The organism is Aporhodopirellula sallentina SM41, assembly GCF_000346505.1.
In the GTDB taxonomy this organism is placed as follows: domain Bacteria; phylum Planctomycetota; class Planctomycetia; order Pirellulales; family Pirellulaceae; genus Rhodopirellula; species Rhodopirellula sallentina.
The window spans coordinates 1-24,841 of record NZ_ANOH01000357.1 but is presented as its reverse complement, the minus strand read 5'-3'; the positions used below and the strand labels follow the sequence as shown (position 1 = coordinate 24,841).

The window sequence follows — 24,841 nt, the reverse complement described above, 5'->3', positions numbered from 1 at the left end:
GCATGTTCGCTTTCGGGAGGCTGTAGGGGATCTTGTTGAAGATCCCGCTGCGTGAGGATCTTTTGCAAGATTCACTACGGGAGATAGCGTTCACGCAAACGGATGGTGCATGCAAGACGTTTTGCGCCCGCGCTATTCGTCTCCGACAATGACTTCGATCGACTTCGGCAGCGCCTCCATGTCTGATTCCGTGAACTGGTCGGGGGAAACATAGAGTCGCCGGAGCATTCGGTTTCCCTTCAACGGGGACAGATCCGTGATCGGCGTCCCACGCAGATCCAATTCGATCAGTTCCAAACTGCGTAGCTGCGACAGATCGTGAATGTTCGTGCCCCGCAAATCGAGGACACGGGGCCGGAGCGTCTGCAGCAAACAAATGCGACTCGGTTGATAGTTGGTGCTCGCGATCGTGCGGAGCAATTGAGTCACGCCGGTGCTGCGAAGACGGACGGTTTCCGTTTCGGCATTAAAATCCAGCTGGAGGTTTTCGCACTCGGGGTTGTTGATCTCGATCCATTCCCGAACGAGGCGCGTTTGATCGTCGGCGGGTCTTGGGGTGAGGTTGTCGTAGACCAGCATTTTTTCCGCCAGCGGCGCTCGCCACGGTTCGTTCCGAGACAGGTCACGTACCAACTGAATGAAATGATCGGTATCGAGTCGTCCATTCGGTCCGACGTGCGGTTGGTATTTGCGAGCCAACCGCACCAAGTCGGGTTGAATGATTTTGCCGTCGCGTACTAGCTGCAACGCCGATTCGAAGTCCTGGGTCAGGAAATGCAGCCAGTACTTTTGCGTCCACGCGTGTGATTGTGGAGGCGGGTTGAACGAGAGTATCGAGTCGAGGTGTTGGTTGGTGTGTTGAAACGCGAGTGGAAGTGTTTCGTCACGCAAAAACGCGATGTCCGTCAACAACTCAGCGTGGAGAACGGCTTCGGAAACTTGGCGATCACGGCGTCGTTCCGATTCCGCTTTCTCGGCAAGGTATTTCGCCAGTGACTCTTCCGCCCGAGACTGCGCTTGTTCGGCTCGGGTTTGGGCTTCTTCTGCTCGAGATTGCGCCTCTTCGGCGCTGATGAGCGCTCGTTTGGTTCGTTCCTGGGCGTTTTCGGCGCGTAGTTGAGCCTCCTGTGAATGCCCGCGGGCGGCGACCGCAGCAGCCATCGCGTCCAACGCGTCTGCACGGCTCTCGCGCAACTGCATTACAAAGAAGAACACGCAGAGCGACAGAACGGTCAGCAAACCCAACGTGATCGCACACGCCTCGCGATGGCGCCGGTAGAACAACGCGGCTTCCCGGCGAAGACCAGCTTGTTCTACCGAAACGCTGTAGCCGGCGAGAAAGCGCGCGATGTCCTGTCGCAGGTCTTCGACGGTTTGATAGCGATCTGCTGGATCGTGTGCGGTGGCCTTCGCAATGGTTGCGGCGAGCGCGAGGCCGATTTTCGAATTTCCGGAACGGACTCGGACCGGTAGTTCGAACGTCAGCAATTCGTGCAGCAGGCATCCGAGCGCGTAGATGTCCATTTGCGGTGTTTTGTGTCGCCGTTTCTCCTTTTGCTCCGGCGCCATGTAGATCGGCGTACCCTTGGCGGACTCTAGCAAGGAACCATACAGATCGGGATCCAAAAGGACGGTCGATGGGCTCTGTCCTTCGGTTTGCGACATGACGACGCCCATGCCCCAATCGCAGACCTTCACTTCGCCAAATTCACCGACGAAGACATTCTCCGGTTTGATGTCGAGGTGAAGCACTTGGCGTGAGTGTGCGTACGCGATTGCGTCACACACGCGAGAGAAAATTTCCAGGCGATCGCGTAGCGAATAGGCCGTTTCGCCTTCACCACTGCGGAGCAAATTAATGACCGCTCGGAGCGACCGGCCCTGTTTCAACTGCATCGTGAAGAATGGCCGGCCCTGCTCATCGAGATCCATGTCAAACATGTCGATGATGTTCGGATGGTCCAAACGTGCCGTGAGATGCGCCTCGCGTAGAAACGCATCGAATTGGTCACTGTTGAACTCTGGCAACGGTTTCGCCATTGCCACATGCCGGGTCGCACGAGCGTCATAGACTCGGTAGACCTCCTTCATCCCCCCGCGCCCGATCAGTTCGGGATTTTGGTATCGGTTTTCGATACGAGAAATCGCGCAATAAAGGGGGCAGATATCGTCGTCCGACTCGATTTTCTGGCCTGCAGCCTGGGCCGGATCAGCCTGTTCGAAGAGATCGTTGAGGATCGGTTTGATGCGTTTGAGCGCTTCGTCGCGGGGCAAATTAGACGTCATCGGGCAGTTCTAGTTCGCGTCGCAGTTCGTACGCTTCATGCACCAAACGCTTCTTGACCCGGTGTTTGAGGACATAAACGCTCTCTTCGCTCATGTTCAAATCCTCGCTGATGGATGCGGCCGATTCACCCTCGACGCTGCGTACGAAAACGTCGACGGCGTTACCGGAGAAGATCGTCCTGAGACGTTCGAGGGCGAGTCCGATAATGTGGTCCCGCCATTCTACCTCGATCCGTTGTTCCAATTCCGATTCTGCCATCAGGATATCGTTGATCACCGGCGAATCGGTGTCGACCATCTTCTGATTGCGTCGTTGTTGCCGGTGCCAATCCACCGCCGTGCTACGGATCAGGTGCGAGAGCCAGCTTCGAAATCGGGCTCGTTTGGGTTGGTGTTGATAGTTGGCGAGGTCTTTCCAAAGACGCACCAAAGTCAATTGGCAGACGTCATCCACGTCGGATTTCGCGACACCGAGATGCACGAGAATGCGGCTGATGAAGGGCCGGTAGTAGTCAAGCAGTTCTTCCCACGCGGGGTGGTTCTTTTCTGATTGCGCAAGCTCGAGCAACGAAAGGCGGGTCGGCAGATTGTGTGATTGGCTGGTCATACGCAGTGCGGAGAGCGGGGACCAGAAATTAGCCTGGGCGATGGACGCGGTCAACGATCCAGTCAATCTGAGAATCTGCGCGAATGTTCGACGGGCACCGCTCTTTCATGCAAAACGCGACGAACGCCGATCGGATGATGAGGTTCTGGACAGGTTCCTGGTGTTTGAACCGGGAGTGCCGGGAAGAGTATCACGAGTGGGCGACATCTGTTGGAAAAGTCTCGCACGCGTGGAGTGCCGCTGAGAAAGAGAATTCAAATTTTCGCATTTTCTGCTGCAACATTTTTTGCTCGGCAACGACTGCCCTTTGAGAGACCGCAGTTCGTGGTCCCATACCGCCTTGAAAATGACTCTCGGGAGGGTCAATCGTCATGCTTCGGATCGTCAAATTCTCATTAGGTGCGGTTGCCGCGTTGATCGTTGGCGGCTTTCTTCTTCTGGGAACGAGTTTCACCAGCTACCTACGCACGTCGGCTCGGGCAGTTCAGGAATCGGTGCAAGACTCCGTGCCGCTCGAATTCGAACTGCGGCGAGCACGCGATTTGATTGACGAGATTCTGCCGGAATTGCAATCACAGGTCCGCGTCATCGCCGAAGAAGAGGTCGCGATTCAGGCATTGAGAAATGACCTCCACGCGAGCACCGAGCGTCTCTCCAGCGAGAAGTCCAACTTGGCGGCGCTGCGTGACCAACTGCGAGTCCAGCAGGTTTCCTATCGGATCGGCGATCGCGAAGTGCCACGCAAACAACTCGCCGGCCAATTAAGATCGCGGCTGGAGCGGTTCAAGCAAAGTGAATTGGCGATCGACATGAAAACTCGATTGCTGGAAAAACGCGAAGAGGTTCTCGGGGCTGCTTTGTTCAAGTTGGAAGAGATGCGAAATCGAAAGGTTCAGCTCGAACAGAAAGTCGAAATGCTTATCGCCCAGGATCGGCTGCAGAAGGCGTCAAGAGTCGATTCTGAACTCGGATCGAAAATGGCCGTAGGCGGCAGCGAGATGCGTGAAGCCGATGAATTGCTCGATCAAATCGAGACGCGACTCGCGGTCGCTCAGCGAGTGCTCGAACACGAACAGGACGTCGTGGCCATTCCACTCGATGATTCCGCGATGACCGAGAATGATATCCTATCGGCGTACGATCTGCATTTTGACGGGACATCCAATGAAGTGCAGGGCTTTGAGGCTGAGGGATCGGATGATGTTGAACCGGACGAACAGAATGTGCGCCTGAAACTGACTTCAAAGTAGCCATGTCTGGGTGTCATGTGCCTCTCCGGTATCGAGAAGGCTCTTCCGCGACGACAATCCACCGAGTGAATCCATTAGTATTGGAACCGTTTGCATTGTTTCACACCGACCTTAAACGAACCGAAATTGCGATGAACGCAGGGCGTTTGGATGAGGCATTCGCGTTGCTGAAATCGTCGCCGTCTCGCCATCATCGCGACGCACAAACGCTGGTCGATCGTCTCGTGGACGAATTTGTGCGACGGGGAAACCAGCATTTCGATGACGGGCGTGCGGACGACGCGCGGCATGACGCGGACGCCGCCTATCATTTGGGTGGACGACAAATTGAGATCGCAAAACTGCGTCAACGTATCGCCCAGCATCTCGAAGAAGGACGCGAATTGCGATTCACGTCGGAACGAGGTGGCGTCAACTCACGAGGCGACATCTTGCAAGTCGATGGGATCGGCAGTTTGTTGTTGCTGCGATCCGATACGGTTTCGATCGGGGGAGAATCAACAACTGCACCGCTCGATATTTCGTTGCGAACAGTGGGCGTATCCAAGCCGATCCGAATTTATCGAGATGATGAAGATTATTTCTGGCAGTGCGAAAGCCAGCGTCTCTTGAGTTCGGGCGATTCGATCGCGGTCGGACGACGAGGGCGTTTGCGGTTCACTCGAGCAGTCGCCGCGAGCAATTCGGCGATCCTCGATGTCAGCGGTGCGAAACTTTTTCGAAGCGATGTGCGGCGTGTGGTCTTGGTGGCCGACTCGGTTCTTTTTGGTCACGCAGGATGCCACTTCACGTTGCCAAACATGAATCCTCCCGTCATCCTGCAGCCCTCCGGTGACGCCTACACACTTCATCGGCAAGGCGGATACGACACGCAGACGCTCATGCATGGCGATAGCGTTTGTATCAACGACATTCGGTTCACATTGACGGTCCTTTCACACTCAAAAGCTCTCGTCTGATGCCAGCGTATCGATATCAAAACGGCGATTCGCCACTCGACGGATACACAATCCAGCACGCTCTCGGGCGAGGCGGGTTTGGCGAAGTGTACTTTGCGATCAGTGACGCGGGCCGTGAGGTGGCGTTGAAGGCGGTTCAAAACTACGAAGACATTGAACTGCGTGGGATCGGTCACTGCATGAACCTGAAGTCGCAACACCTGGTATCGATTTTTGACGTCAAGCAAGACGCCGAGGGTACGGCGTGGGTGATCATGGAATACGTCGCCGGGGCAAACCTGCGCGAGATACTGGACGAGTCACCGGACGGCCTCGGTGCCGATCAGGCAACATACTTTTTACGCGAGTTGTGTCGCGGTCTTTCGTATCTGCACGACGCTGGCGTGGTGCATCGCGATCTCAAACCGCACAACATCTTTTTCGAAGAGGGCGTGGTCAAGATCGGTGACTACAGTCTCAGTAAAGCGATCACGGCGAGTCATCGCAGCGGGCACACAGCAACGGTCGGTAGTGTGCACTACATGGCGCCGGAGATTGGCCAAGGCCGGTACGATAAAACAGTCGACATCTATGCTCTCGGTGTGATCCTGTATGAAATGTTGACCGGAGTCCCTCCCTTCGAAGGTGAAAGCATGGGAGAGGTTTTGATGAAGCACCTCTCCGCAGAACCCGATATCAGTCGGTTGCCGGCGCCGTTCGACGACATCGTCCCCAAAGCCATGCGACGTGATCCCAACGAGCGATACCAAAACGCAAGCGAACTGCTGCGTGATCTTAATCAGGGTGAAGAACTGCAATACACGTTGCCTCCGTCGACTCTCTCGATGATCGGGGAACGCGCGGTTCAGCATCGCGTTGTTCGCGCGGAGGCATCGTCGCCCGCGTTGACGGAAACACTGGCGACTCCGACCGCGTTCCGCGATACACAACAAGACGACTCGTTACCGTTCGAGCGACCGTCCCATTTTGACTGGAGTTCGATCGGATTGTGGTGGCGTCCGACTTATCCAACCGGACTTCGAGAGGAAACGACCGGGATCGCGTTGCGTTTTACAATCGCGACGGTTGTTTGTTTGTTGCTGGTTCCATTCGGATGCATGGGTGATCGCCAGTCGTGGTTCTGGGGCGACATTCTGACGCTGTCCGTTTGCTGCGTTTTGGTGAGTGCGGCGCTGACGGGATTCTTCTTGGCCGCGCTGCCGCGAACCTACGGTTTGGTACCGGCGATCGTCACCCGAGCGATCGCGGTTTCGCCTTGTTTGGCCGTGGCGGCGGTTTTTGAATCGTTGCCGCCGCACCTGCCGTTTGAAGACTACGTGGATTGTGTCGTCGGGGCCGTCTTTGTCACTGCGATTCTTGATTTCCGGTCGTTTCTCTCCATCGATCGGATGCCAAGGGTCGGCGTACTGCGGACCGTACTCGCGGGCACGATCGCGATGGTGGCTACGGCCATGTTTGAAGGCGACATTGGCCACGTTCTCGTTGTGGGGGCATTGGTGTTTTCATCCGCAATCACCATCCAATTGTTGTCGCCTCACCGAGAACCCGAAGGTGATTCTGTGCAGCGCGAAGCGATCGGTCATGAGCGAGATCGCGGAACGCTTTCTCGAGAGTCGGTGGACATCCTCAAGAGTGCTCCCGCGATGGCGGAGTCCAGCAAAAACAAACCTATGGTGAAAGCATGAGCGTTATCGCAATCCCGATCGTCTTGGTTATTGTCGTCGCACTGCTTTGCCTGTTGGCTGGCGTCATCGCATTCGCAATCTATTCGTATCGGTCACGCGGTCTATTTAACGCGTTGGCGGTGGTTATCACTGCGATTGCGATCCCGGCGTTGCTGTTCGTGGGCCTTGCGTATGTCCGCCTCCAATCGGTCGAGTTAGAAGCCGACCAGAACGCGGCCACTTTATCGACGACTGTTGCTGGATCTCGTAGTTCTCAGCATACGGCTGACGATCGCCTCGCAGCACGCGGGCTTGAACCGGTTGTCGTTAGTGCGTATCCGCAGTCACGTCCGGGACAATGGTCCAGCATGAACCATGACGAGTTTCGGGCGAATCTGTACCCGAGTTTGTTGGAGGCCGCTGAACCACTTGCGCAACAAACCGCCGACGAGTTGAAGGAAGCCGAATGGTTCACGTCGTCAGAGAATCCCACGCGACAAGTTGTTCATGTCGTGGGGGAGCCTTCGTTTCGTGACGAGCAACTCGGTTTTCGATCCGCTTTCTCGAAAGCGCTCGAGCAGGAGTTGAAAGACACCGATGTGATCGCAATCGAGAGCGACGCTCAACCGAAGAATCCTGCCGATTCGCCAAACGCGCAGCCGATTCTGATTCGACTTTCCGCGGACTACGAACAGACCAGTCGCTCACGACCGTGGGATCCGGGCACCATGGATGCACCGGGACGCGTCAGTGCGGTGGTCACTAGCGATCGCGGTTCGTTGGAAACGCGGTTGCGATTTGTCGATAAACCTTGGGTGCACAACCTCGACCAAGTCGTTTCGGCGTTTCCATCCAAGAAGTTTGTCGTCGGGTACAGCGACACGCTGGCATCGACGGAAGCCGAGGCACGCGAATCGGCGATCGCCAACGCGCGGTCTCAGGTTGATGTCCGAACGCGCTATGGGGCCATGGTTGTGCTCGACGATTCCCATGTGATCGATCGTTTCGCTCAGAAACTATCACGTCCCTATGGCAACGTGTGGCGAGAAGCGGTGTTGATCGATTTGGAGGATCTGTCGGTCAACAGCACGGCGGCAGCGGCAAACGCCACGGTGTCACGTGGCGAGAGCGAGCGACACTCTACCATCTTTGCGGCAGTGCTGCTGATTTTGACAACGATGATTATTTGTTTAATCGCGAATTTCTTGACACAAGGCTATCACCGCAAATCAATTGGGTGGTTTGCTTGTTTGCTTGGCGCTTTTGTTGTCGCCGCAGTGGTAGCGCTGAACACGATCGCGTGATGAGTTCCGACGCGAACAACGAACGTACTCTAAGTGCCGCCGAACGACATCTGTTGACGTTGGTCCGATCAGGCGACGCGGACGGTTGGCGTCAGTTTGTCGACCGCTACGAGAAGCGGTTGCTCGCCTTCGCGGTTGCGCGTGTGGATCAAAACGCGACGGCGCAGGATTTGGTACAGGAAACGTTTGTTGGCTTCCTGCAGAACATGAACCGGTTTGAAGAGCGATCGTCCGTCGAATCGTTTCTATTTCGGATCCTGCGTCGGCGTGTTGTTGATCTTTATCGGAGTCGCGGCAAAGCGGAATCGTTGCGGGCGTGCGAAATCGGTGATGATGTCGAGCATGTGTGTATCAATGAGGTTCCGTCAACCGATGCGACGGCGAGCCAATACGCGAGAGACGAAGAGCAGTGCCTGGCACAGCAGAACGCGTTGTGTCACGGGATCGAAGTCGTCACGAGAGAGATGCGAGAAGCGGAGAAGTTTCGCGACCTATCGATCGTCGAGGCGATCTTCTACGCAGGTCTGCGAAATCGACAAATTGCAGAGCTGATGACGTTGCCTGCAAATGACATCGCGGTAGTGAAGCATCGGTTTATTCAACGGTTGCAACGTCAGATTCAGTCGACCGGATCGATTGGTTCAGCAGTGCCATCCGAAACGCCACGAGTCAACGCGGATCTCGCTGCCGCGTGGGAATTCAATCGACCGACGTGTCCCAAACGTTCGACGCTAGGCCGATACATGCTTGCAATCTTGCCATCGTCTTGGCAAGGCTTTGTCGACTTTCATGTCGAAACGCTCGGTTGTCGATATTGCCTTGCAAACCTGTCCGAAATGCAAAACGCCTCCGAGCCGCAACCACGCGACGACCGACTGTTTCAATCGACGATCGGTTTCCTCAAGCGAGAGAGCGGTTAGGGAGCGACGAGTGGTGCGTCAAGATCAGGAATGAGGGTTTCATGCCGAAGCGAATGGCGCCGAGGCTTTGGGGGCATTCACGAGCGTTTCCGAAACTTTTGGCGAGATTCGCTATCCTATGATGAAGTTTTGACGCAACACTGGGACGCTATCTCAATACTTCGGCATGCGAAGTTGTAGGCGGCTGAATTCTGGCGACTTCAGCTACGGCGGTGGAATTTTCAAGTGGCAGAATGCTTTAAACCCGGCCTGAACAGCTAGGCGTATTGATCCAGGAATAAACCGTTGAGCGATCGACCGTCTGGCAACGACGAGTGGCCGGTCAGAGCATCGAGCTGCAGGAGTGATGTGGTGACAACGTGCATCGCTTCAAACGGGTTGGCATCCTCCCCGGAGTAGATTCCCCCGGAGGCGAGTTGGAAAAGATCCGAGATCGCTTCACGAGTGGACTCGAGTGCCTGGCCTTGCAGGGGATCGAAGGACGAAGTTGTTTCCTCCCAATCTTCGTCGACCGTTGAATTGACGGTGAACGTATCGAACTCGCCCTGGAACCCGTCGGCGAGGGTGATCGCGAGACGAACGCCTTCTTGCTCGACAATGTATCTGTCACCGTCGCGGGTCAATGCTTGACCGTTCATTTCAACGACACGTTCGGTACCGACCGCTCGGTAGGAGTTCGCGGAGTAGGCGCCTCGCAAGTCGGAAGTTGCTGCGCTGATGTGAACCGGATCAAAGGAACCGAGATGGTCGTCGGCGAATTGGAAGGCAACTTCGGTGCCGTCAACGTCAACCAGAAACGTATCGTTCGCGGAGGAGTACGACGTGCCATTGATTGTGGCAATCCCATCGGTGCCCGTCGCGGTTCCGGTTTCGTCTCCTCCTTGAACGTCGAAGCTCGCGGGGGCAGATTGGATCGTGATCGGATCGAGCGTTCCTGTGAAATCTTGTGTGACCGCAAACGTAACCTGGGCGTCATTGACGCTCACATCAAAATCGTTTCCTGATGCGGTATACGATTGACCGTTGATGGTCGCTTCGGCGTCGACGCCTATCGCCGAACCGTTCTCGTCGAGTCCCGACAGAGTGAAGCTGCCCTCATGCGACGTGACGGTGATCGGATCGAGCATTCCGGACGCGTCGTCGGCCAATTGGAACGAATAACTTCCCAATCCATCGCTGTAGCTGATTGTGTTTCCCGTTCCGGTGATGGTCTGGCCGTTGATGTTTAGCGTTGCGTCCGTACCGACGGCAGTTCCGGATCCGTCGCCGCCGGTTGTGTCGAACTCGCCCGATTGGACGGAGACGTTGACGGTTCCGGATGCACTGCGATTGACACTCGCGAGCGTGAGTTCATCACCGTCGAGTGTTGCGATCACGCCCGTTGAAGTCGTTTCCGCGTTGATCGCGTCACGAACCGATGAGAGGCTTTGGCCTGTGGTTAGGTTCAAGGTTGCGTTACCGAATTCGCCCTGAATCAAGACGTCGGCGGAATCCGTAAGTTGGCCGCTTGCACCTCGATAAACGAGTTCAGCACGGGAGGCTGTTGCGGTGACACCTATGTTCAGCGTTTGAGAGGGAACCGGCTCGAGAGAGTCGACTTGGAAGCTATCAAGTTGCGAGTTGTTCACGCCCGTCACCTGTCCGTCGCTCGAGCGAACAGAAATGGGATCCAACTCACCTGAGAAACCTTCGGAAAGTTCGAACGAATAGGTGCCGACGCCGTCGCTATAGGTGACTTGGTTTTCGGTCGCGGTTACGGCTTGGCCATTGATTTGCAATTCGGCATCGAGACCGGTGGCGTTGCCGTTGCCGTCCCCGCCGGTCGTGTCGAACGTTCCCGATTGCGTGTCGACCTCGACAAATCCGTCGGATCCGAACGAGTCGCTGATCAGGGTAAGCTCGTCACCGAGTAGCGTTGCAATCACACCGGTGTTGTCGGTTTGTGCGTTGATCGAGTTTCGCACCGACTCGAGCGATTGACCGCTGAAGATCAGCAGCGAGCGTGTGCCTCGTTCGCCGCTGATCGAAATCAAGGCGCTGTCGTCGGCGTCGCCGTTGGATCCCTGGTAGACCAGTTTCGCCCGGGTGGCTGCGACCGAGACTTCCCCGGTGAGCGTGCTGGCGGGTTCATCCCACATCGAGAGAACATCGAATGAATCAACCTGCGATGCGTTCACACCAGAGACGCTCGAGCGGCGTCCGATGTTGGTTGCGGATAACTGCACCGTTGCGTCGGAACCAACCTGTTGGCTTTCGAAAACAAGGTTGTTTCCATCCACCGACGCGACCACTCCCGTCGCGCCGGATTGCGAGTTGACGCGGTCGCGGACATCGGTCAACGATTCTCCTTGGCTGACTGCGAATTGCACGGTTCCCAGATCGCCGGAAAGGTCGAACGTCGTCGTGCTGTGAATCGTGCCGTCGGTATGTCCGTGATAGGTTGCCGATGCGTGATCGGACGCGGAGGTGATCGATCCGCTTAGAGTGACCTCAGCTCCCTCGGTGATGTTGATCAACGAGAAGTCGTCGAGTTGTGATTGGGTGTCCCCTTCGATCGACGTCTCGTACTGTTGGACAATATTATCGACTCTCAGACTCGAGGAGGCTCCCTTCTCGAGCGATCGGATTTGCAATTCACCGTTGACGACTTCTGCCTCAGCACCGGTGTTGGCGGACACGTCATTGATTCGTGCGGCGAGGTCGGCGAGCGATTCTCCTTTTACCGTCGCAATTGTTTCGGTACCGATCGATCCGGTCAGCTCAAATGAACCAGTGCCATTAACAAACCCGTTGCTGTCACCCAGATAGGTCACCGACGCAGCCGTGGCGTCGGAATCACGAGTCCCGGTTAAGGTTGCCGATTGCCCCGGACGCAGCGCGTCGACATCGACGCTTGCGATCTGGCTGTGATTTTGCCCCTCGATGGTCGCATCGCTGGAACGGCGGATCACGCGAGTCGGACGTACATCGACCGACAGGACAGCATCGGCAGATGAGTTACGAGAAACGAGTTGCAGGGTCCCGTCGTTGTTGATCGCGTCGACACCGTAGTCGCTCGAGTTGATCGATCGAACGAGGCCGGAGAGCGTCGTGCCGGCGCGTATCTGGACCGTTTTGCTTCCCAAACCGCTGTCGACCTGCAACGTCCCTCCGCCACTGAGCAATGCCTGCGTTTCGGAGATCCGCACGTTGGCGGCTCTTTCTCGCTGCGTCACTTCGCCGGAAAGGGACAGTGATTTTCCTAGCGGAAGAGCCAAGACTTCGACGTCAGCGATCTGATCGGAGCTAACACCGGAGATGGTCGCGTTTTCCGGCCCACCGAGCGAAAGGGAAGAGCCCAGCAGGTTGCTGATCTCCGAAAGTGCGTCGTCGATCGCGTATTGTGGCAGGGAACCGTCGTCGCTAATGCTCTTCATCACCCGGTCCTTGATGTTGGACACCAAAGACGTGATGCGTCGGAATGACGGATTGACGTAACTGCGGCTCGAACTGTCGCCCGAATATTCGGACGATCGCGCGGCGTACTGAACGTTCTCGATCAGCAAGCGGCGATTGATCGCAGCGTTAGAAGAGTAGTTTGAGTTGATTGTCACAGGGAGCACGCTCGCAACAACACTCATCGAGTGATGCTGTCCAAGGAGGAAGCCCCCCGGCTCCGCCGGCAACGACCCATTATCCGGCATAAAACCCTATGTTCAAATTGAACGGCGGGCCGTACAAATTGGCAATTCGCGATTGCAATTTTCCTGTTCTGCGGCGCTCGAACCCTTGCGATCCACGCAACCGGACCGGACGTGGCATTGCGAGGGCTCAAAGCTCGCGTTTTCGTAGGGGTTTTCGATCTCGCCCAAGGGCACTGTTGTTCGCGAGCTGCTATTTGGCGTTGGAGACGTATCGCTAGCCGAGGCTTCGGTTGGAAGTCGGGCGTGATCGAGTTACTTTGTTAGGCGTCATCCGCCAATGAAGTTCGGCGAGCGGGGTTTCTTACAGGCACTGGGTTTCGCACAGGCACTGGTACTTCATGTCAACTTGATTTTTGGGTAGTGGACGAGGCGACGAGTCCTTGATGCGCTAGTCACGCAAGGGGATTCCTTGCGTCATTCGCTACGATTCCACCCGAACGCCACGCTGCAGTGGAATACCAGGTTTCGCACAGCGGCCAATTCTCGCACCGCCTCCAACAACCATCCGTTGAGGACAATACTCGAGTGATCACGACGGACGCAGCCGACATCGCCGAGGGGACGCATCGCGGCCGACTGGTTCACTTGGAACTGTTGGCGATGTTGGTGTTTCTGCAGATCAGCCAGAGCTTTCTGTCGCCCGACGACGGCCTCCAGCGTGCGGTTTTCAACTGGATGCTGTTGCTCGTGGTCTTTTCGGCGATACGCACATTTTCCCGGTCGCGTACGCGTCGGTATCTCGCGTTGGGCGCGGGAGTGTTAGGGTATGCCCTCAATTCCTACAGCGAACTGGGCGGATCGGTTTGGTATCTTGCGGCCGCCGACGTCTGTTTCATTATCGTGTTCGTGCTGTTGTTGATCGCTCTTGGCGAGTCGGTGTTTTCGAGTGCGCGCAATCACTTGAATCGCATCTTTGGTGCGATTTGCATTTACATCGTGATGGGATTGCTCTTTGCGCTCGTCTACTCGTTGTTGGAGATTTTCCAACCGGGCTCCTTCAGCCTCGCGGTATTGCCAGAAGACTCCGCCGGGCATCAGGAAACGCTCAGTCGATTGATATACTTCAGCAACGTCACGCTGACGACATTGGGTTACGGCGACATCCAACCGGTGTCGCGTCCCGCCCGCAATTTCGCCACTCTCGAAGCAATGGTCGGGCAGTTGTACCTTGCCATCGTGGTCGCGCGTTTGGTTGGGGTGCATATCGCCACGGACACGTCCAATCCGAAGGACGACCGATCCTGATAAAGTCGTCTCGGCGGCGTGTTGCTGGGTAACGCGGTGATCTGAAATCGCGTATCTTAAGGTTGGTCGGCGGGAACAGATAAGACGCGGGCACTCGACCGTGTGCTGACCGATCGAGTTTTACGGATAGGTTTTTGATCCATGACAATCCGGTATCGGACGATGCAACGAATTCCCTTTGGCCATTACGGTGGACTGCCGTTGGCGATCATCGCGAGCGTATTGGTCGGCTGCCAATCTGCCAAGAACAGCTACGAACCGCCACCGCCTCCTGAGGTTACGGTCGCGTCGCCGATCACGAAGGAGGTTACCCCGTTGATGGAAGAGAACGGGATGATCGAAGCGGTTGAGGAAGCCGACGTGCGGGCACGCGTGCAAGGCTTTGTTGAGTCGATCGAATTCAGACCTGGGCAACAGGTCAAAATGGGTGACGTCCTTTTTCGGATCGAGAAGGACCAGTATCAATCCATCGTGAATTCGGCGAAAGCAACCGTGGATGCCGCGGTCGCCTCGGTGGAGGTTGCCAAAGCTGCGGTGACGCGGGCGGAAGCGGATGCGTTGAGGACGGCTCAGAATCTCGCTCGCGAACGATCGATGATGGAAAAGCAAGCCGGCTCGCAGGCGCAACTCGACGCGGCGATCGCAGAGAACGATGCCGCCGTCGCAGCACTGAAGTCGGCCAAGGCAAACGTCCAGGCCGCCGAAGCGGAACAGAATCGCAGCGAAGCGAGTTTGGCCCAAGCGGAACTCGACCTCGGGTACACCGAAGTCAAATCGCCAATCAACGGACGAATCTCCAAGACGGACGTCAAAATGGGGAACCTCGTCGAGAACGGGACGAAACTCGCGACCGTTGTTGATCACAATGCGATGTTCGCTAACTTCAGCGTCAGTGACCGGAAGGTCTTGCGGATGATGGAGAAGGCACGCAAGAAACTCCGGGCAAACGAGGAGCTGAGTGAACCGGATTGGAGCAGCATGCAGGTCTACTTAAAACGTGAGACCGACGAAAGCTTTGGAATCGAAGGCGTGATGGATTATGTCGATCAAAAGGGCGTCGATTCCGCGACAGGAACGCTCGGTTTGAGGGCTGTGTTCGAAAACAAACATGACAAACTTTTTCCCGGACTTTTCGTTTCCGTTCGCGTTCCGGTCGGCGATCCACAGGAAGTCATGCTGCTGCCCGAGTATGCAGTCCTCCGCGATCAACGTGGACAGTACTGCCTGGTCATCAACGACGAACAAAAGGTCGAACGGGCCGACGTGACGGTATCGCAGGTGCTGAGCGGTTGGTCGGTGATCGAATCCGGTGTGACGCTCGAGAGCACCGTGGTGATCGATGGCCAGCAACGGGCTCGCCCGGGCATCGAGGTTTCCGCGACCACCGAGACGTTGCAACTGAGCGACGATGCCTTGATGCGTGGCTTCACCGACGACGCAACTTCGGACTCACAGTCGGCTGATGCAAAACCAGACGAGACGGGGGCCGACTCAGCAGACGCGGATGACTCCGGTGCAAACGACTCAGACCAAGAAAACTAACTACCACGCGGCGCGGACGCCAACACTTCTCGAGCCGAATGAATCGTAGGAAAGCAACCGCCTGATGTCACGCTTTTTCATCCACCGCCCCATCTTTGCTTCCGTGATTTCGATCATCATCGTGATCGCGGGGCTGGTTTCGTTCGGTGCTCTTCCGGTCGCCAAGTTCCCGCCGATCGCACCGCCGACGGTCAGTGTCACGGCGATCTATCCGGGCGGCGACGCGCGTACGATCGCGGAAACCGTGGCGACACCGATCGAACAACAGGTCAACGGCGTCGAAGGCATGATCTACATGTCATCGACCAGTTCGAACGACGGAACGTACACGTTAACGGTCACGTTCGAAGTCGGCACGGACATGGATATCGCATCGGTCTTGGTGCAAAACCGGGTCGCAATTGCGGAAGCACAATTGCCGTCCGAAGTACGAGCACAAGGGATCACGACGAAGAAGAAATCGACGCAAATCTTGCAGTTCATTGCCCTGACGTCGCCCGACGGGACTTATGACGATCTGTTTCTGAGCAACTACGCGTTGGCGGTCAAAGACGAGCTCAGCCGTGTTGCCGGTGTCGGCGAAGTTCAAGTCTTCGGGGCGGGCGACTACAGCATGCGGGTTTGGTTGGACCCGCCCAAGTTGAAGCAACGCGGTCTAACGACAGCCGACGTGGTTGACGCGATCTCAGAGCAAAACATCCAAGTCGCTGCGGGACAGGTCGGCGCGGCGCCAGCGCCCGAGGGGACTTCCTACCAACTCACCGTGAGTGCGCGTGGGCGTTTGGCGACGACCAAAGAATTCGAAGACATCATCATCACGACGGGAGAGGATGGCCGAACCCTGCGTGTCAAAGACGTCGCTCGGGTGGAGTTGGGTGGAAAGGACTACACGTTCGACTCGCGTTTTGACAGTCAAGCTTCGGCATCGATCGGGATCTACCAATTGCCCGACGCGAACGCGATGACGACGGCCGAGCTGTTGCGAGCGAAGATGAAGGATCTCAGCGAACAGAGCAATTGGCCTGACGGGCTCGAGTATCAAATCCCGTTTGACACGACGCTCTTTGTCGAAGCATCGATCGTCGAGGTTTATAAAACCCTCGTGGTCGCGGTGATCTTGGTCGTCGTGGTTATCTATATCTTTCTGCAGGATTGGAGAGCGACCATCATTCCCGTGGTCGCGATCCCCGTCTCGTTGATCGGGACGTTCGCCGTGATGAGCGTGATCGGATTCTCGATCAACATGCTTTCTCTGTTTGGGATCGTTCTTGCGATCGGGATTGTGGTCGACGACGCGATCGTAGTGGTTGAGAACACGACGCGTCACCTCGCTGACGGGCTCAAACCAAAAGAGGCGGCGGTCAAGGCGATGTCGGAAATCACTGGCCCGGTGATCGCGACCACACTGGTTCTCTTGGCGGTGTTTGTCCCGACGGCATTCATGGGCGGCATCACGGGAGAATTGTCGAGACAGTTCGCGTTGACGATTTCCGGGGCGGTTTTGATCAGCACGCTTAACGCGCTCACGCTCAGCCCAGCCCTATGTGGACTGATCTTGCGTCCGCCGACCGAGGCGAGTTTCGTCGGATTTCGTTTGTTCAACCAAGGGTTTGACGGAGCGACGTCGGCGTACACGTTCATTATTCGGTGGTTCGTGCGGTTGGTTTTGGTCGTCCTGGTCGTCTACGGTGCCCTGGTCGCGACGACGGGATTGACCTTCAGTTCGCTTCCGACCGGATTTGTTCCGTCCGAAGATCAGGGATACCTGTTCGTGAACGTGCAGTTGCCTGATTCCGCGTCGAGTCAACGAACGCAGCAGGTGATGCGTGAACTCGAAGAAATCTACGCTGATATTCCCGGCGTTTCGAACAACCTGTCGATCGCCGGCTATTCGCTGCTGGGCGGCTACGCGGGATCGAACCTCGGTTTTTCGGTCATCATTCTCGATCCTTGGGAGGAACGCACGGAGCCTGAGGAGAGTCTGCCGGCGATCCTGAAAGAGCTCGACCAACGTTTCAGCAAGATGCAAAGTGCGGTCGTGTTTGCATTTTCGCCGCCCGCGATCGACGGCCTCGGTGCCGCCGGCGGTTTCCAAATGGAAGTTCTCGATCAAGGAGCAAACGGTTACGCGACGTTGCAGTCGACGGCCGAAGAGATGGTCGCTGCGGGGAACGCGCAAAGCCGACTCGCGGGTCTGAACACATCGTTTCGCGCGAATGCACCGCAGTTGTTCGCGGACGTCGATCGGGTGAAGGCGAAGAACATGAACGTTCCGTTGGCGACGGTCTTTGGAACGTTGCAGGCGTATCTCGGATCCGCTTACGTCAACGACTTCACCTACAACAACCGTTCGTACCAAGTACGTGTGCAGGCCGAAGCGAAATACCGGGCAACGGCGGACGACATCACTGATCTCGACGTGCGGGATCGCGGAGGTCGCATGGTGCCTCTTGGATCGATCGTTGATGTGAAAGACGATTTCGGACCGTCGGTCGTGCGGCGATACAACCTCTACCCGAGTGCCGCGATCAATGGTTCGGCTTCACCCGGCACGAGTTCAGGGGAAGCACTTGATTTGATGGAACAGATGGCGGAGGCCAGCATGGGGCCGGGATTCGGCTACGCGTGGACAGGCATGTCTTATCAGGAAAAACTGGCCAGCGGCGGTCAGGCGTTGGTGTTCGGACTCGCCGTGGTCGCGGTCTTCTTGGTCTTGGCGGCCCAGTATGAAAGTTGGACGAGCCCCGCGGCGGTTATCGCGGTGGTTCCGCTCGCCGTTCTCGGTGTGGTCTTCGCTCTGATCCTTCGCGGGGCGCCCAATAACACCTACACACAGATTGGAATTGTGCTGCTAGTTGCGTTGGCGAGTAAGAACGCGATCCTCATTGTTGAATTCGCGAGTGAGGAACGTCGGCGCGGGTTAACGATCGGGGACTCGGCGGTGAACGCCGCTCGGTTGCGTTTCCGCGCAATCTTGATGACCGCATTTTCATCCATCCTGGGCTTCCTGCCGCTGTTGGTCGCAACGGGCGCGGGTGCGGCGAGTCGTCAGGCGGTCGGAAACGCTGTTGTCGGCGGCATGGTCGCGGCAACCGTGTTCTCGCTGTTGTTCGTTCCCACGTTCTTTGTCGTCTTCCAGAACATCGCCGAGTTCCGAAAGAAGGCGGATCCCGCCCCGGCGGATGGTGATCTCGATTCAGCCTCCGCCCCCGACGGCGACGATGCTGCCAATGCCTAGCGTCTTCGTGATGGATATGTCCCTTTATTCGAGGTCCATTCTATGATTGTTGGCGGGTCTCGCGTTCAATGGCGGATCGTTGGCGAGTTGTGGCGACCAATGCTGCTGATCACCGTTTATGTCTTGGTCGTTTCCTGGATTGATCTGTCCTATCATCTTGAGGACTACGAGTTCCCGATTTCGATCGTCGGAATCTTAGGGACAGTCATCGGTTTGCTGCTCGGTTTTCGCACCAATTCGAGTTACGACCGTTGGTGGGAAGCGAGAACCTTGTGGGGGGCGATCGTGAACGATTCTCGGTCGTGGACGCGTCAACTGCTCGCCTTCGCGGGCCCCGAAGCTGACGGCCAACACGGCCAATCGCCTGTCACCCGCATGGCGCTTCGCCAAACCGCATGGTGTTACGCGTTGAGTCGGCATTTGAGAAACCAAAATCCCCTCGAAGGTCTTTCCGGCCTCGTTGAATCGGACGAACTCTACAAATACGGCGAGTGTCTCAACGTCCCCAATGAGATCCTGCTTCAGCAAGCCGTTGAACTGAGCGAACTGAAACGTCAGGACAAACTCGACCCATTCGAATTCGTCGAACTCGAACGCACCCTAACCCGTTTGACCAACGCGATGGGTGGTTGCGAACGCATTAAAAACACACCGTTTCCGGCTTCCTACAGTCGCATGCTGCACGGCTTGATTTGCGGTTTCGTGCTTTTCCTGCCCTTCGGGCTGGTGCAAGTTCCTGGACCGGCGTTGGTGTTTATTTCGCTGTGCCTGTCGTTTGGATTTCTATTCGTCGAACACGTTGCGATCTACCTGCAAGACCCGTTCAGCAACAAACCCTCGGACACCCCGATGCTCGGTCTTTCCCGAACGATCGAAATCAACATCCGACAAATGCTCGGCCAAACGGATGTACCCGAAAAGTTGGAACCGGTCGACGGTGTGCTGTACTGACCTATCCAAACACGTAGGTTGATTGACTAGCCGGTCGATGTTGCAGCGTTTGGAAGAGCGAAGCCGTCTGTTCTCTCGCGACCGCAGTGTGCCTAACCGGTCGGCGGTAGTGGATCTTGTTAAAGATCCTCATACGCAAGGATTCTTATCAAGGATTCCTACCAAGGATCTTCAACAAGATCCACTACGGAAGTACGAACCTTGGTTGTTGGATGCCGATCGCGGGTTACGACGATCGGCTAGCACGCTTCTGATAAACGAAGCACTTTACCGCTTCTTCTTGATGTTGATATTGATCCATCCGATCGGTTTTGTTTTCGGGATCGATGCGCGTTCTTTTTCGAGCCGTGCAGCGAACTCTTGAGCCATTTCCGGATGAGACGTGATGACGTTGGTGGTTTGTGCACGGTCCTCGGCTAGGTTGTAGAGTTGGGCGTGAGGAGCGTCGGGACTCCATTGCCCATCGACCACGTCACTGTTCGTTTTCCTCAGAAATGGAACGGATCCTGCCCCACCGAGATGGCGCTCGCCCGGTGTGTCACCTTGGAATCCGCCTTCACCTTGCTCAGGAATGTAGACCCAGTCTCCGTGTCGGATCGACAAGTGCCGCGGGCTGTTGGGGCACAACAACAGTTCGGGTCTGGCTGGCTCGCCCGGCGTCCCCGTCAACGTTGCGAGTTGGTCGACACTGTCGCGTGGATTCTCCAACGTGCCACCTGTGATTGCTGCAAACGTGGCAAGAAAATCGATGTGGCTGATCAAGTCGTCCGAGGTTGTTCCCGCAGGCACGTGATTGGGCCAACGAACGATCATCGGTACGCGATGGCCGCCTTCCCATACACCGAACTTCGACCCCAACAGTTCGCCATTGATATCGTGTCCCATTTTGACTGCGGCCTGACCGCCCATATTCAACATCCCGCCGTTGTCGCTAGTAAAGATCACCAGCGTGTTTTCGGCGATGCCCTGCGCGTCGAGGCATCCCATGATCTGCCCGGTGATCCAGTCGAGTTCCGCAATGAAGTCTCCATAGAGCCCCGCTTCGCTCGATCCCTTGAACTGCGGCGCAGGCGTGAAGGGGTGGTGGATATTGGTGGTTGAAAGCATCAGGAAGAACGGCGTGTCCTTGTCGGTGGACTGCAGCCATTTGATTGAGCGTTCGGTGAGGTTCGTCCCAATCATTTCGTCGACATACAAATCGTGTGCCACTTTCCCACCGCCGAACCGCCCCGCGCCCTTCTCAGGTAACGCGACCGCGTGAACCTTCTTCCCCGTCCCCATCGGATCGTCGGGATCACGCCCGACCACATGATGATTTTCCACGTAGACGTAGGGTGGAACACTGTTGGCACATGGGATCCCATAGAAATAGTCAAAGCCACGCTCGAGCGGTCCGGGTTGGAGTTCTTGGTTCCATTTGGGTTTGGTTTTGCCGAATCCCAGATGCCATTTTCCGAAGTAGGCAGTTTGGTAACCCGAATCTTTGAGAACATCCGCGATCGTTTCGTGCTGTTCATCAATCATCAACGGATGCCCTGCCCCCACAGGCCCCCAGAAGTTCTTCCGGAAGGGATACTCGCCGGTCAAAAGGCCGTAGCGTGACGGAGAGCAAACCGCCGACGCCGAATGCGCGTCTGTGAAACGCCGCCCCTCGGTAGCGAGACGATCGATGTTTGGCGTCTGTACTTTGGTAGCACCGTAGCAACCGAGATCCCCGTAGCCGAGGTCATCGGCAAAGATCAGCACAATGTTCGGAGGTTGCGGTTTGCTGATGGTCGCCACGGGATCGGCCGCATCGGCAACCGACAGGGAGCAAACGAAGACGATCCCTAACGACAGGGCGGCACCGATAGACAGCAGGCGATTCATACAAACTCCAATTTCATTGTTTGATCTTCATGAAGGACGACACGGCGTCCAAACTTAACGAGATAGCGGCCGGCCTCGGTTGTGAGTTCCGCTTCGATTGCTGCGCCGTCAACCTCCACGTTAACACGGTCTGCCGTGACATTCGTGACTTGAGCGAGGCCGAATTCGCGTAGGCTTAGTTGCCCATAGCGAAGTTCGATCGATGCGATTTGTCGTTCCGCATTGACGCTTTGCGAGAAGCTGCCCCAACCTTCGGCGGTCGTGAAAGCGGCTTTGAAGTCATCCGGGTTGACGCGTGGTGCGAATGCCAGACGTCCTTTGGGGCCGTGGTATTCGAATCCACACGCGGCCAGGAACACACCGTAACTGGCCATCGATCGAGCATAGTGGTCACTGCATTCGATCTCGTTGTAAGGGTTTCGCTTCGCGGCTCCGTAACGTTCATGCACGGCTTTGGCGATGGCGAGTCCCTTTTGGACCAGTTCGGAATCGGGCCCCCCTTCGTAAACCATGTGTGCCGCGACTTGGTATTCAAATCCGTTCATGCATTCGTTGAAGTATCCACCTGCTCCGGTGAACCGATCCGGATTCTTCCCTTTCGTGCGAAGCTTGACTCCCGGGATCGCGTCAACGGCTCCGCCCTTGGGCCAGGTTGTCATCAGCAGTCCTGCTTCGCCGGGCATGGCGTACCATCGGAACGCTTGTTCGATTTCGACATGATCCAGTGCGTACTGCCCGGCGTCGGGAGCAAAGTTGTATTTCCATAAACTATTGAGCGCGGAGACCGTTTCAGTTTTCGGTATCACGCGACCGAGACCCACTTGATGCATCCAGGCCTGACCGAGGACCTGGTCGATATGGCAGCCACGGTTTGTGTTCAACGCACGCGCCGCAGTGGGTTTGTGAATGAAGTATTCGCCGTCGAAAACTTCGGCGACGATGTTTTCGTAGCCGCGATCGAGAATGCCTCGGCACTCGTGAGCGAAATCGCTATCACCGACTTCGATGGCCATGGCTTCGGCGGCCGCGAGCGCCCCTAGGTAAACACTACTGAGCCAACCCATTGGCCCAAACCAAGCGGCGTCGAGCGTGTGGGGTTGTTTCCCTTCGAGCATCCCCGAACCATCCGCGTCCTTACGGATCAAAAACTCAGTCGCCAATTTCACGCTCGGCCACAATCGCTTTAGGAATGTGTCGTCGGCCGACATTTGGTGCTCGCGATAAACACGGATGATCGTTCCGGCCTGGCCGTCGACCGCCTCTTTTCCGTTGGCATGGAAGTCGGCACGGTCCTTGATCAAGCCGGTATCCAGTTCAAGTCCGACGCCAGGTTGGAAATCCACCTTTTCCCGAAACGCTCGTTCGAGCTCAGGGAAGATCCTCGACAAGGCTTGCGCGTAATGCCAAACGTGCGTGCATGTTCCAGGACAACAATCGACCCCTTCCCACGCGTACGGGCGTCCGTCGTCGAAGTAGTGAAACGTCTGAGTCGCGATGCAATCGAGCGGGATGAAACTGCGATCGAGCAGCCAATACGGGAGTGTGCTGTCGTACCAAGTTTGATTCCATTGTCGCGTCCTCGCGATAACGCTTTTGTTGTCATTCGCGAGATACGTGGCGACGTCTTCGGCTGATTCAAATCGAGTGGCATAGAATCGTTTCTTGCCACGAAAAAGATGACGAGAATCCTGCGTACGCTTCACGATAGGCAGAGATTCGATCTCCGTGTACTCCGGAAAATACCAGGTGATCACAAAGTCCAGTGTTTTCGATTCGCCCGGTTCGAGATAAACCTGAACAAACAGCCCTCCAACCAACAAATCATCGAGAGGTTTTGTTGCCTGGTTTTTTTGTTCTAGCGGTAGTGCCTGATCGAATAGACCCGACGGGGTGTCGGGATCGTACAAGGAAGACGCGGCTGAAATGGTCAGGCCAGGTTCTTTGGACGAATGCAAGAGACTGAGCGTCATCGATCCGTCGCCATGTTTCCCCGCGACACGGGACCCCGTCACGGTGCCGACGAGGCTGACGTGTCCGTCCGCATCAATCACCGAATTGTGACGCTCACCTAGATTGGCGTTGTCGATGTAGGGACAGGTCGCGTTCTGCATCCAGCCTCCCAACTCAACATCGAGCGCCGCATCGGATTCGTTGACGACGGTGTAACGCATCACCGTTGCGGGGATTGCGGAGTCTTTCGCGCTGAGTGGTATGAACGGACTGAATGCTTCCAATTGGACCGTGATTGGATATCCGTCTTCGGCATACGTCACCTTGCCGATGGGATATTCTCCACGAAACGTCACCCCTGGAAATCCCTCGCGGTCGAGCGTCTTGGTCCCGGCATCGGTGCGGACGAGGAACCCCTGAGCAACGTCGGCCCCATTCCATTTGGTGTACTGATTTCCTTGAGAAACCGGATGGGCGTAGTGGCCTCCCAGAGTAAACGCGGCAATGCGTTGGCCATGATCGGGCTCACGTCGGTAATTGCTCTTAAAAATATCCCAGAGCCAAAGTTTTCCGTCGCCACCCAGATACAGTTGACCGCATCCGATGCCACCGATTGGCATACCAACATATTTTAGTTGCGCATCGCGAAAGACTTCCGGTGTCCCGCGTTTCGTTAACGAGGCGATCCAGTCGGACGACAACTTTTTGTCCGCCGGGACCAAATGCTCGGCAACATCCTCTTGCGTGAAGGGGCCTGCCATCGCAGCAGATCCCGTCATCGCCAACTGCGTCGCTCCGATCGCTCCCAGTGTGATGACTTCTCGACGTGTGCAGTCCGTTTCACCGGAGTCGCACTTGCACACTGGGCGATCCAACGTCCTGTTTGGGTGCTGCGGACATTTGTTGTCTTCTTGGAACATGAGTTCTCTTCAGATGCTGCGTTGGCTTGGGAATGCTGGGGAGGAAGGTCGATGCCGAGAGATCGGAGTGCGGTTCGAACTTGTGTTGCTGTCGAAACGACCCCAAGTCGATAGATCCTTCTTCAGGCTAATCGTGACAGATTGCAATTCACAGAGGGCTTCAACTGCGGTGGTGTTGGCAGAACCAGCTGGTAAAGAAGACCGTCCTGTGCGACGGGGCAGGCAGCTGACTGACGAACAGGTGTGGATGAGCGTGCGGGCGATGGAGCATTAGAAAGTCACTTCCCAAGTGAACGCCGCGCTATCCATTGTGAGTAGAAAGATGGACGCACCCTAACCAGGAAGGGGGGGGCTGGTTTGAGCGATGTGCTGTGCGAACACGACGGGTATCGCTTCTCGCTTCACTCGTGGTGCGCTGAGCTGTTCAATCCGCGTTTGGCATCAAGGCGTGAT

The 24,841-nt window shown here is 56.4% G+C and carries 14 protein-coding genes; 9 read left to right on the top strand and 5 right to left on the bottom strand.

What is annotated here, in order from left to right; all coding sequences use genetic code 11:
* Positions 1 to 132 precede the first annotated feature (132 nt).
* Positions 133 to 2,286, bottom strand: a complete 2,154-nt coding sequence (locus tag RSSM_RS23440) for a serine/threonine protein kinase (protein WP_044303408.1) — start codon at positions 2,284 to 2,286, stop codon at positions 133 to 135.
* Positions 2,276 to 2,893: an RNA polymerase sigma factor gene (locus tag RSSM_RS23435; protein WP_008685225.1), complete on the bottom strand. Its 618-nt coding sequence runs from the start codon at positions 2,891 to 2,893 to the stop codon at positions 2,276 to 2,278. Before RSSM_RS23435 ends, RSSM_RS23440 begins: the two co-directional genes overlap by 11 nt.
* 371 nt (positions 2,894 to 3,264) lie before the next feature.
* Here RSSM_RS23435 and RSSM_RS23430 point away from each other — a divergent pair, with 371 nt between their 5' ends.
* From RSSM_RS23430 to RSSM_RS23410, 5 genes are all read left to right on the top strand, one after another.
* Positions 3,265 to 4,143 carry a hypothetical protein gene (locus tag RSSM_RS23430; RefSeq protein ID WP_008685219.1) on the top strand — a complete coding sequence of 293 codons (879 nt, stop codon included), beginning with the start codon at positions 3,265 to 3,267 and terminating at the stop codon, positions 4,141 to 4,143.
* A 65-nt stretch (positions 4,144 to 4,208) separates the two neighbouring features.
* Positions 4,209 to 5,102 (top strand): hypothetical protein, encoded by an 894-nt coding sequence (locus RSSM_RS23425; protein ID WP_144060061.1) that lies wholly within the window; start codon positions 4,209 to 4,211, stop codon positions 5,100 to 5,102.
* Positions 5,102 to 6,787 carry a serine/threonine protein kinase gene (locus RSSM_RS31900; protein ID WP_008685215.1) on the top strand — a complete coding sequence of 562 codons (1,686 nt, stop codon included), beginning with the start codon at positions 5,102 to 5,104 and terminating at the stop codon, positions 6,785 to 6,787. The genes RSSM_RS23425 and RSSM_RS31900 overlap by 1 nt, the downstream gene beginning before the upstream one ends.
* A complete protein-coding gene (locus RSSM_RS23415) occupies positions 6,784 to 8,070 on the top strand; it encodes a membrane protein (protein ID WP_008685214.1) in 1,287 nt (428 codons plus the stop codon). The genes RSSM_RS31900 and RSSM_RS23415 overlap by 4 nt, the downstream gene beginning before the upstream one ends.
* Positions 8,070 to 8,990, top strand: a complete 921-nt coding sequence (locus RSSM_RS23410; protein ID WP_008685212.1) for an RNA polymerase sigma factor — start codon at positions 8,070 to 8,072, stop codon at positions 8,988 to 8,990. The genes RSSM_RS23415 and RSSM_RS23410 overlap by 1 nt, the downstream gene beginning before the upstream one ends.
* Positions 8,991 to 9,247: 257 nt before the next feature.
* On the opposite strand, the gene RSSM_RS23405 is transcribed toward RSSM_RS23410, so the two are convergent.
* Positions 9,248 to 12,583, bottom strand: coding sequence for a beta strand repeat-containing protein (locus tag RSSM_RS23405; protein ID WP_008685210.1), 3,336 nt, complete (start codon positions 12,581 to 12,583; stop codon positions 9,248 to 9,250).
* Between the two features lie 615 nt (positions 12,584 to 13,198).
* Between RSSM_RS23405 and RSSM_RS23400 the strand changes: the two genes are divergently transcribed.
* The 4 genes from RSSM_RS23400 to RSSM_RS23385 all read left to right on the top strand — a co-directional run bounded on the left by RSSM_RS23400 (position 13,199) and on the right by RSSM_RS23385 (position 19,649).
* Positions 13,199 to 13,918: a potassium channel family protein gene (locus RSSM_RS23400; RefSeq protein WP_236621331.1), complete on the top strand. Its 720-nt coding sequence runs from the start codon at positions 13,199 to 13,201 to the stop codon at positions 13,916 to 13,918.
* A 162-nt stretch (positions 13,919 to 14,080) separates the two neighbouring features.
* The gene (locus RSSM_RS23395) at positions 14,081 to 15,460 is read left to right on the top strand and encodes an efflux RND transporter periplasmic adaptor subunit (RefSeq protein WP_044303415.1); all 1,380 of its coding nucleotides are present in this window, start codon (positions 14,081 to 14,083) and stop codon (positions 15,458 to 15,460) included.
* A 64-nt stretch (positions 15,461 to 15,524) separates the two neighbouring features.
* Positions 15,525 to 18,698, top strand: coding sequence for an efflux RND transporter permease subunit (locus RSSM_RS23390; protein WP_008685200.1), 3,174 nt, complete (start codon positions 15,525 to 15,527; stop codon positions 18,696 to 18,698).
* A 42-nt stretch (positions 18,699 to 18,740) separates the two neighbouring features.
* Positions 18,741 to 19,649 carry a bestrophin family protein gene (locus tag RSSM_RS23385; protein ID WP_008685198.1) on the top strand — a complete coding sequence of 303 codons (909 nt, stop codon included), beginning with the start codon at positions 18,741 to 18,743 and terminating at the stop codon, positions 19,647 to 19,649.
* A 267-nt stretch (positions 19,650 to 19,916) separates the two neighbouring features.
* Here RSSM_RS23385 and RSSM_RS23380 read toward each other — a convergent pair whose 3' ends face one another.
* A complete protein-coding gene (locus RSSM_RS23380) occupies positions 19,917 to 21,518 on the bottom strand; it encodes a sulfatase family protein (protein ID WP_008685197.1) in 1,602 nt (533 codons plus the stop codon).
* On the bottom strand, positions 21,515 to 24,331 hold the full coding sequence (locus RSSM_RS31895; RefSeq protein WP_008685194.1) for a GH116 family glycosyl-hydrolase: 2,817 nt from the start codon (positions 24,329 to 24,331) through the stop codon (positions 21,515 to 21,517). Before RSSM_RS31895 ends, RSSM_RS23380 begins: the two co-directional genes overlap by 4 nt.
* Positions 24,332 to 24,841: the final 510 nt, after the last annotated feature.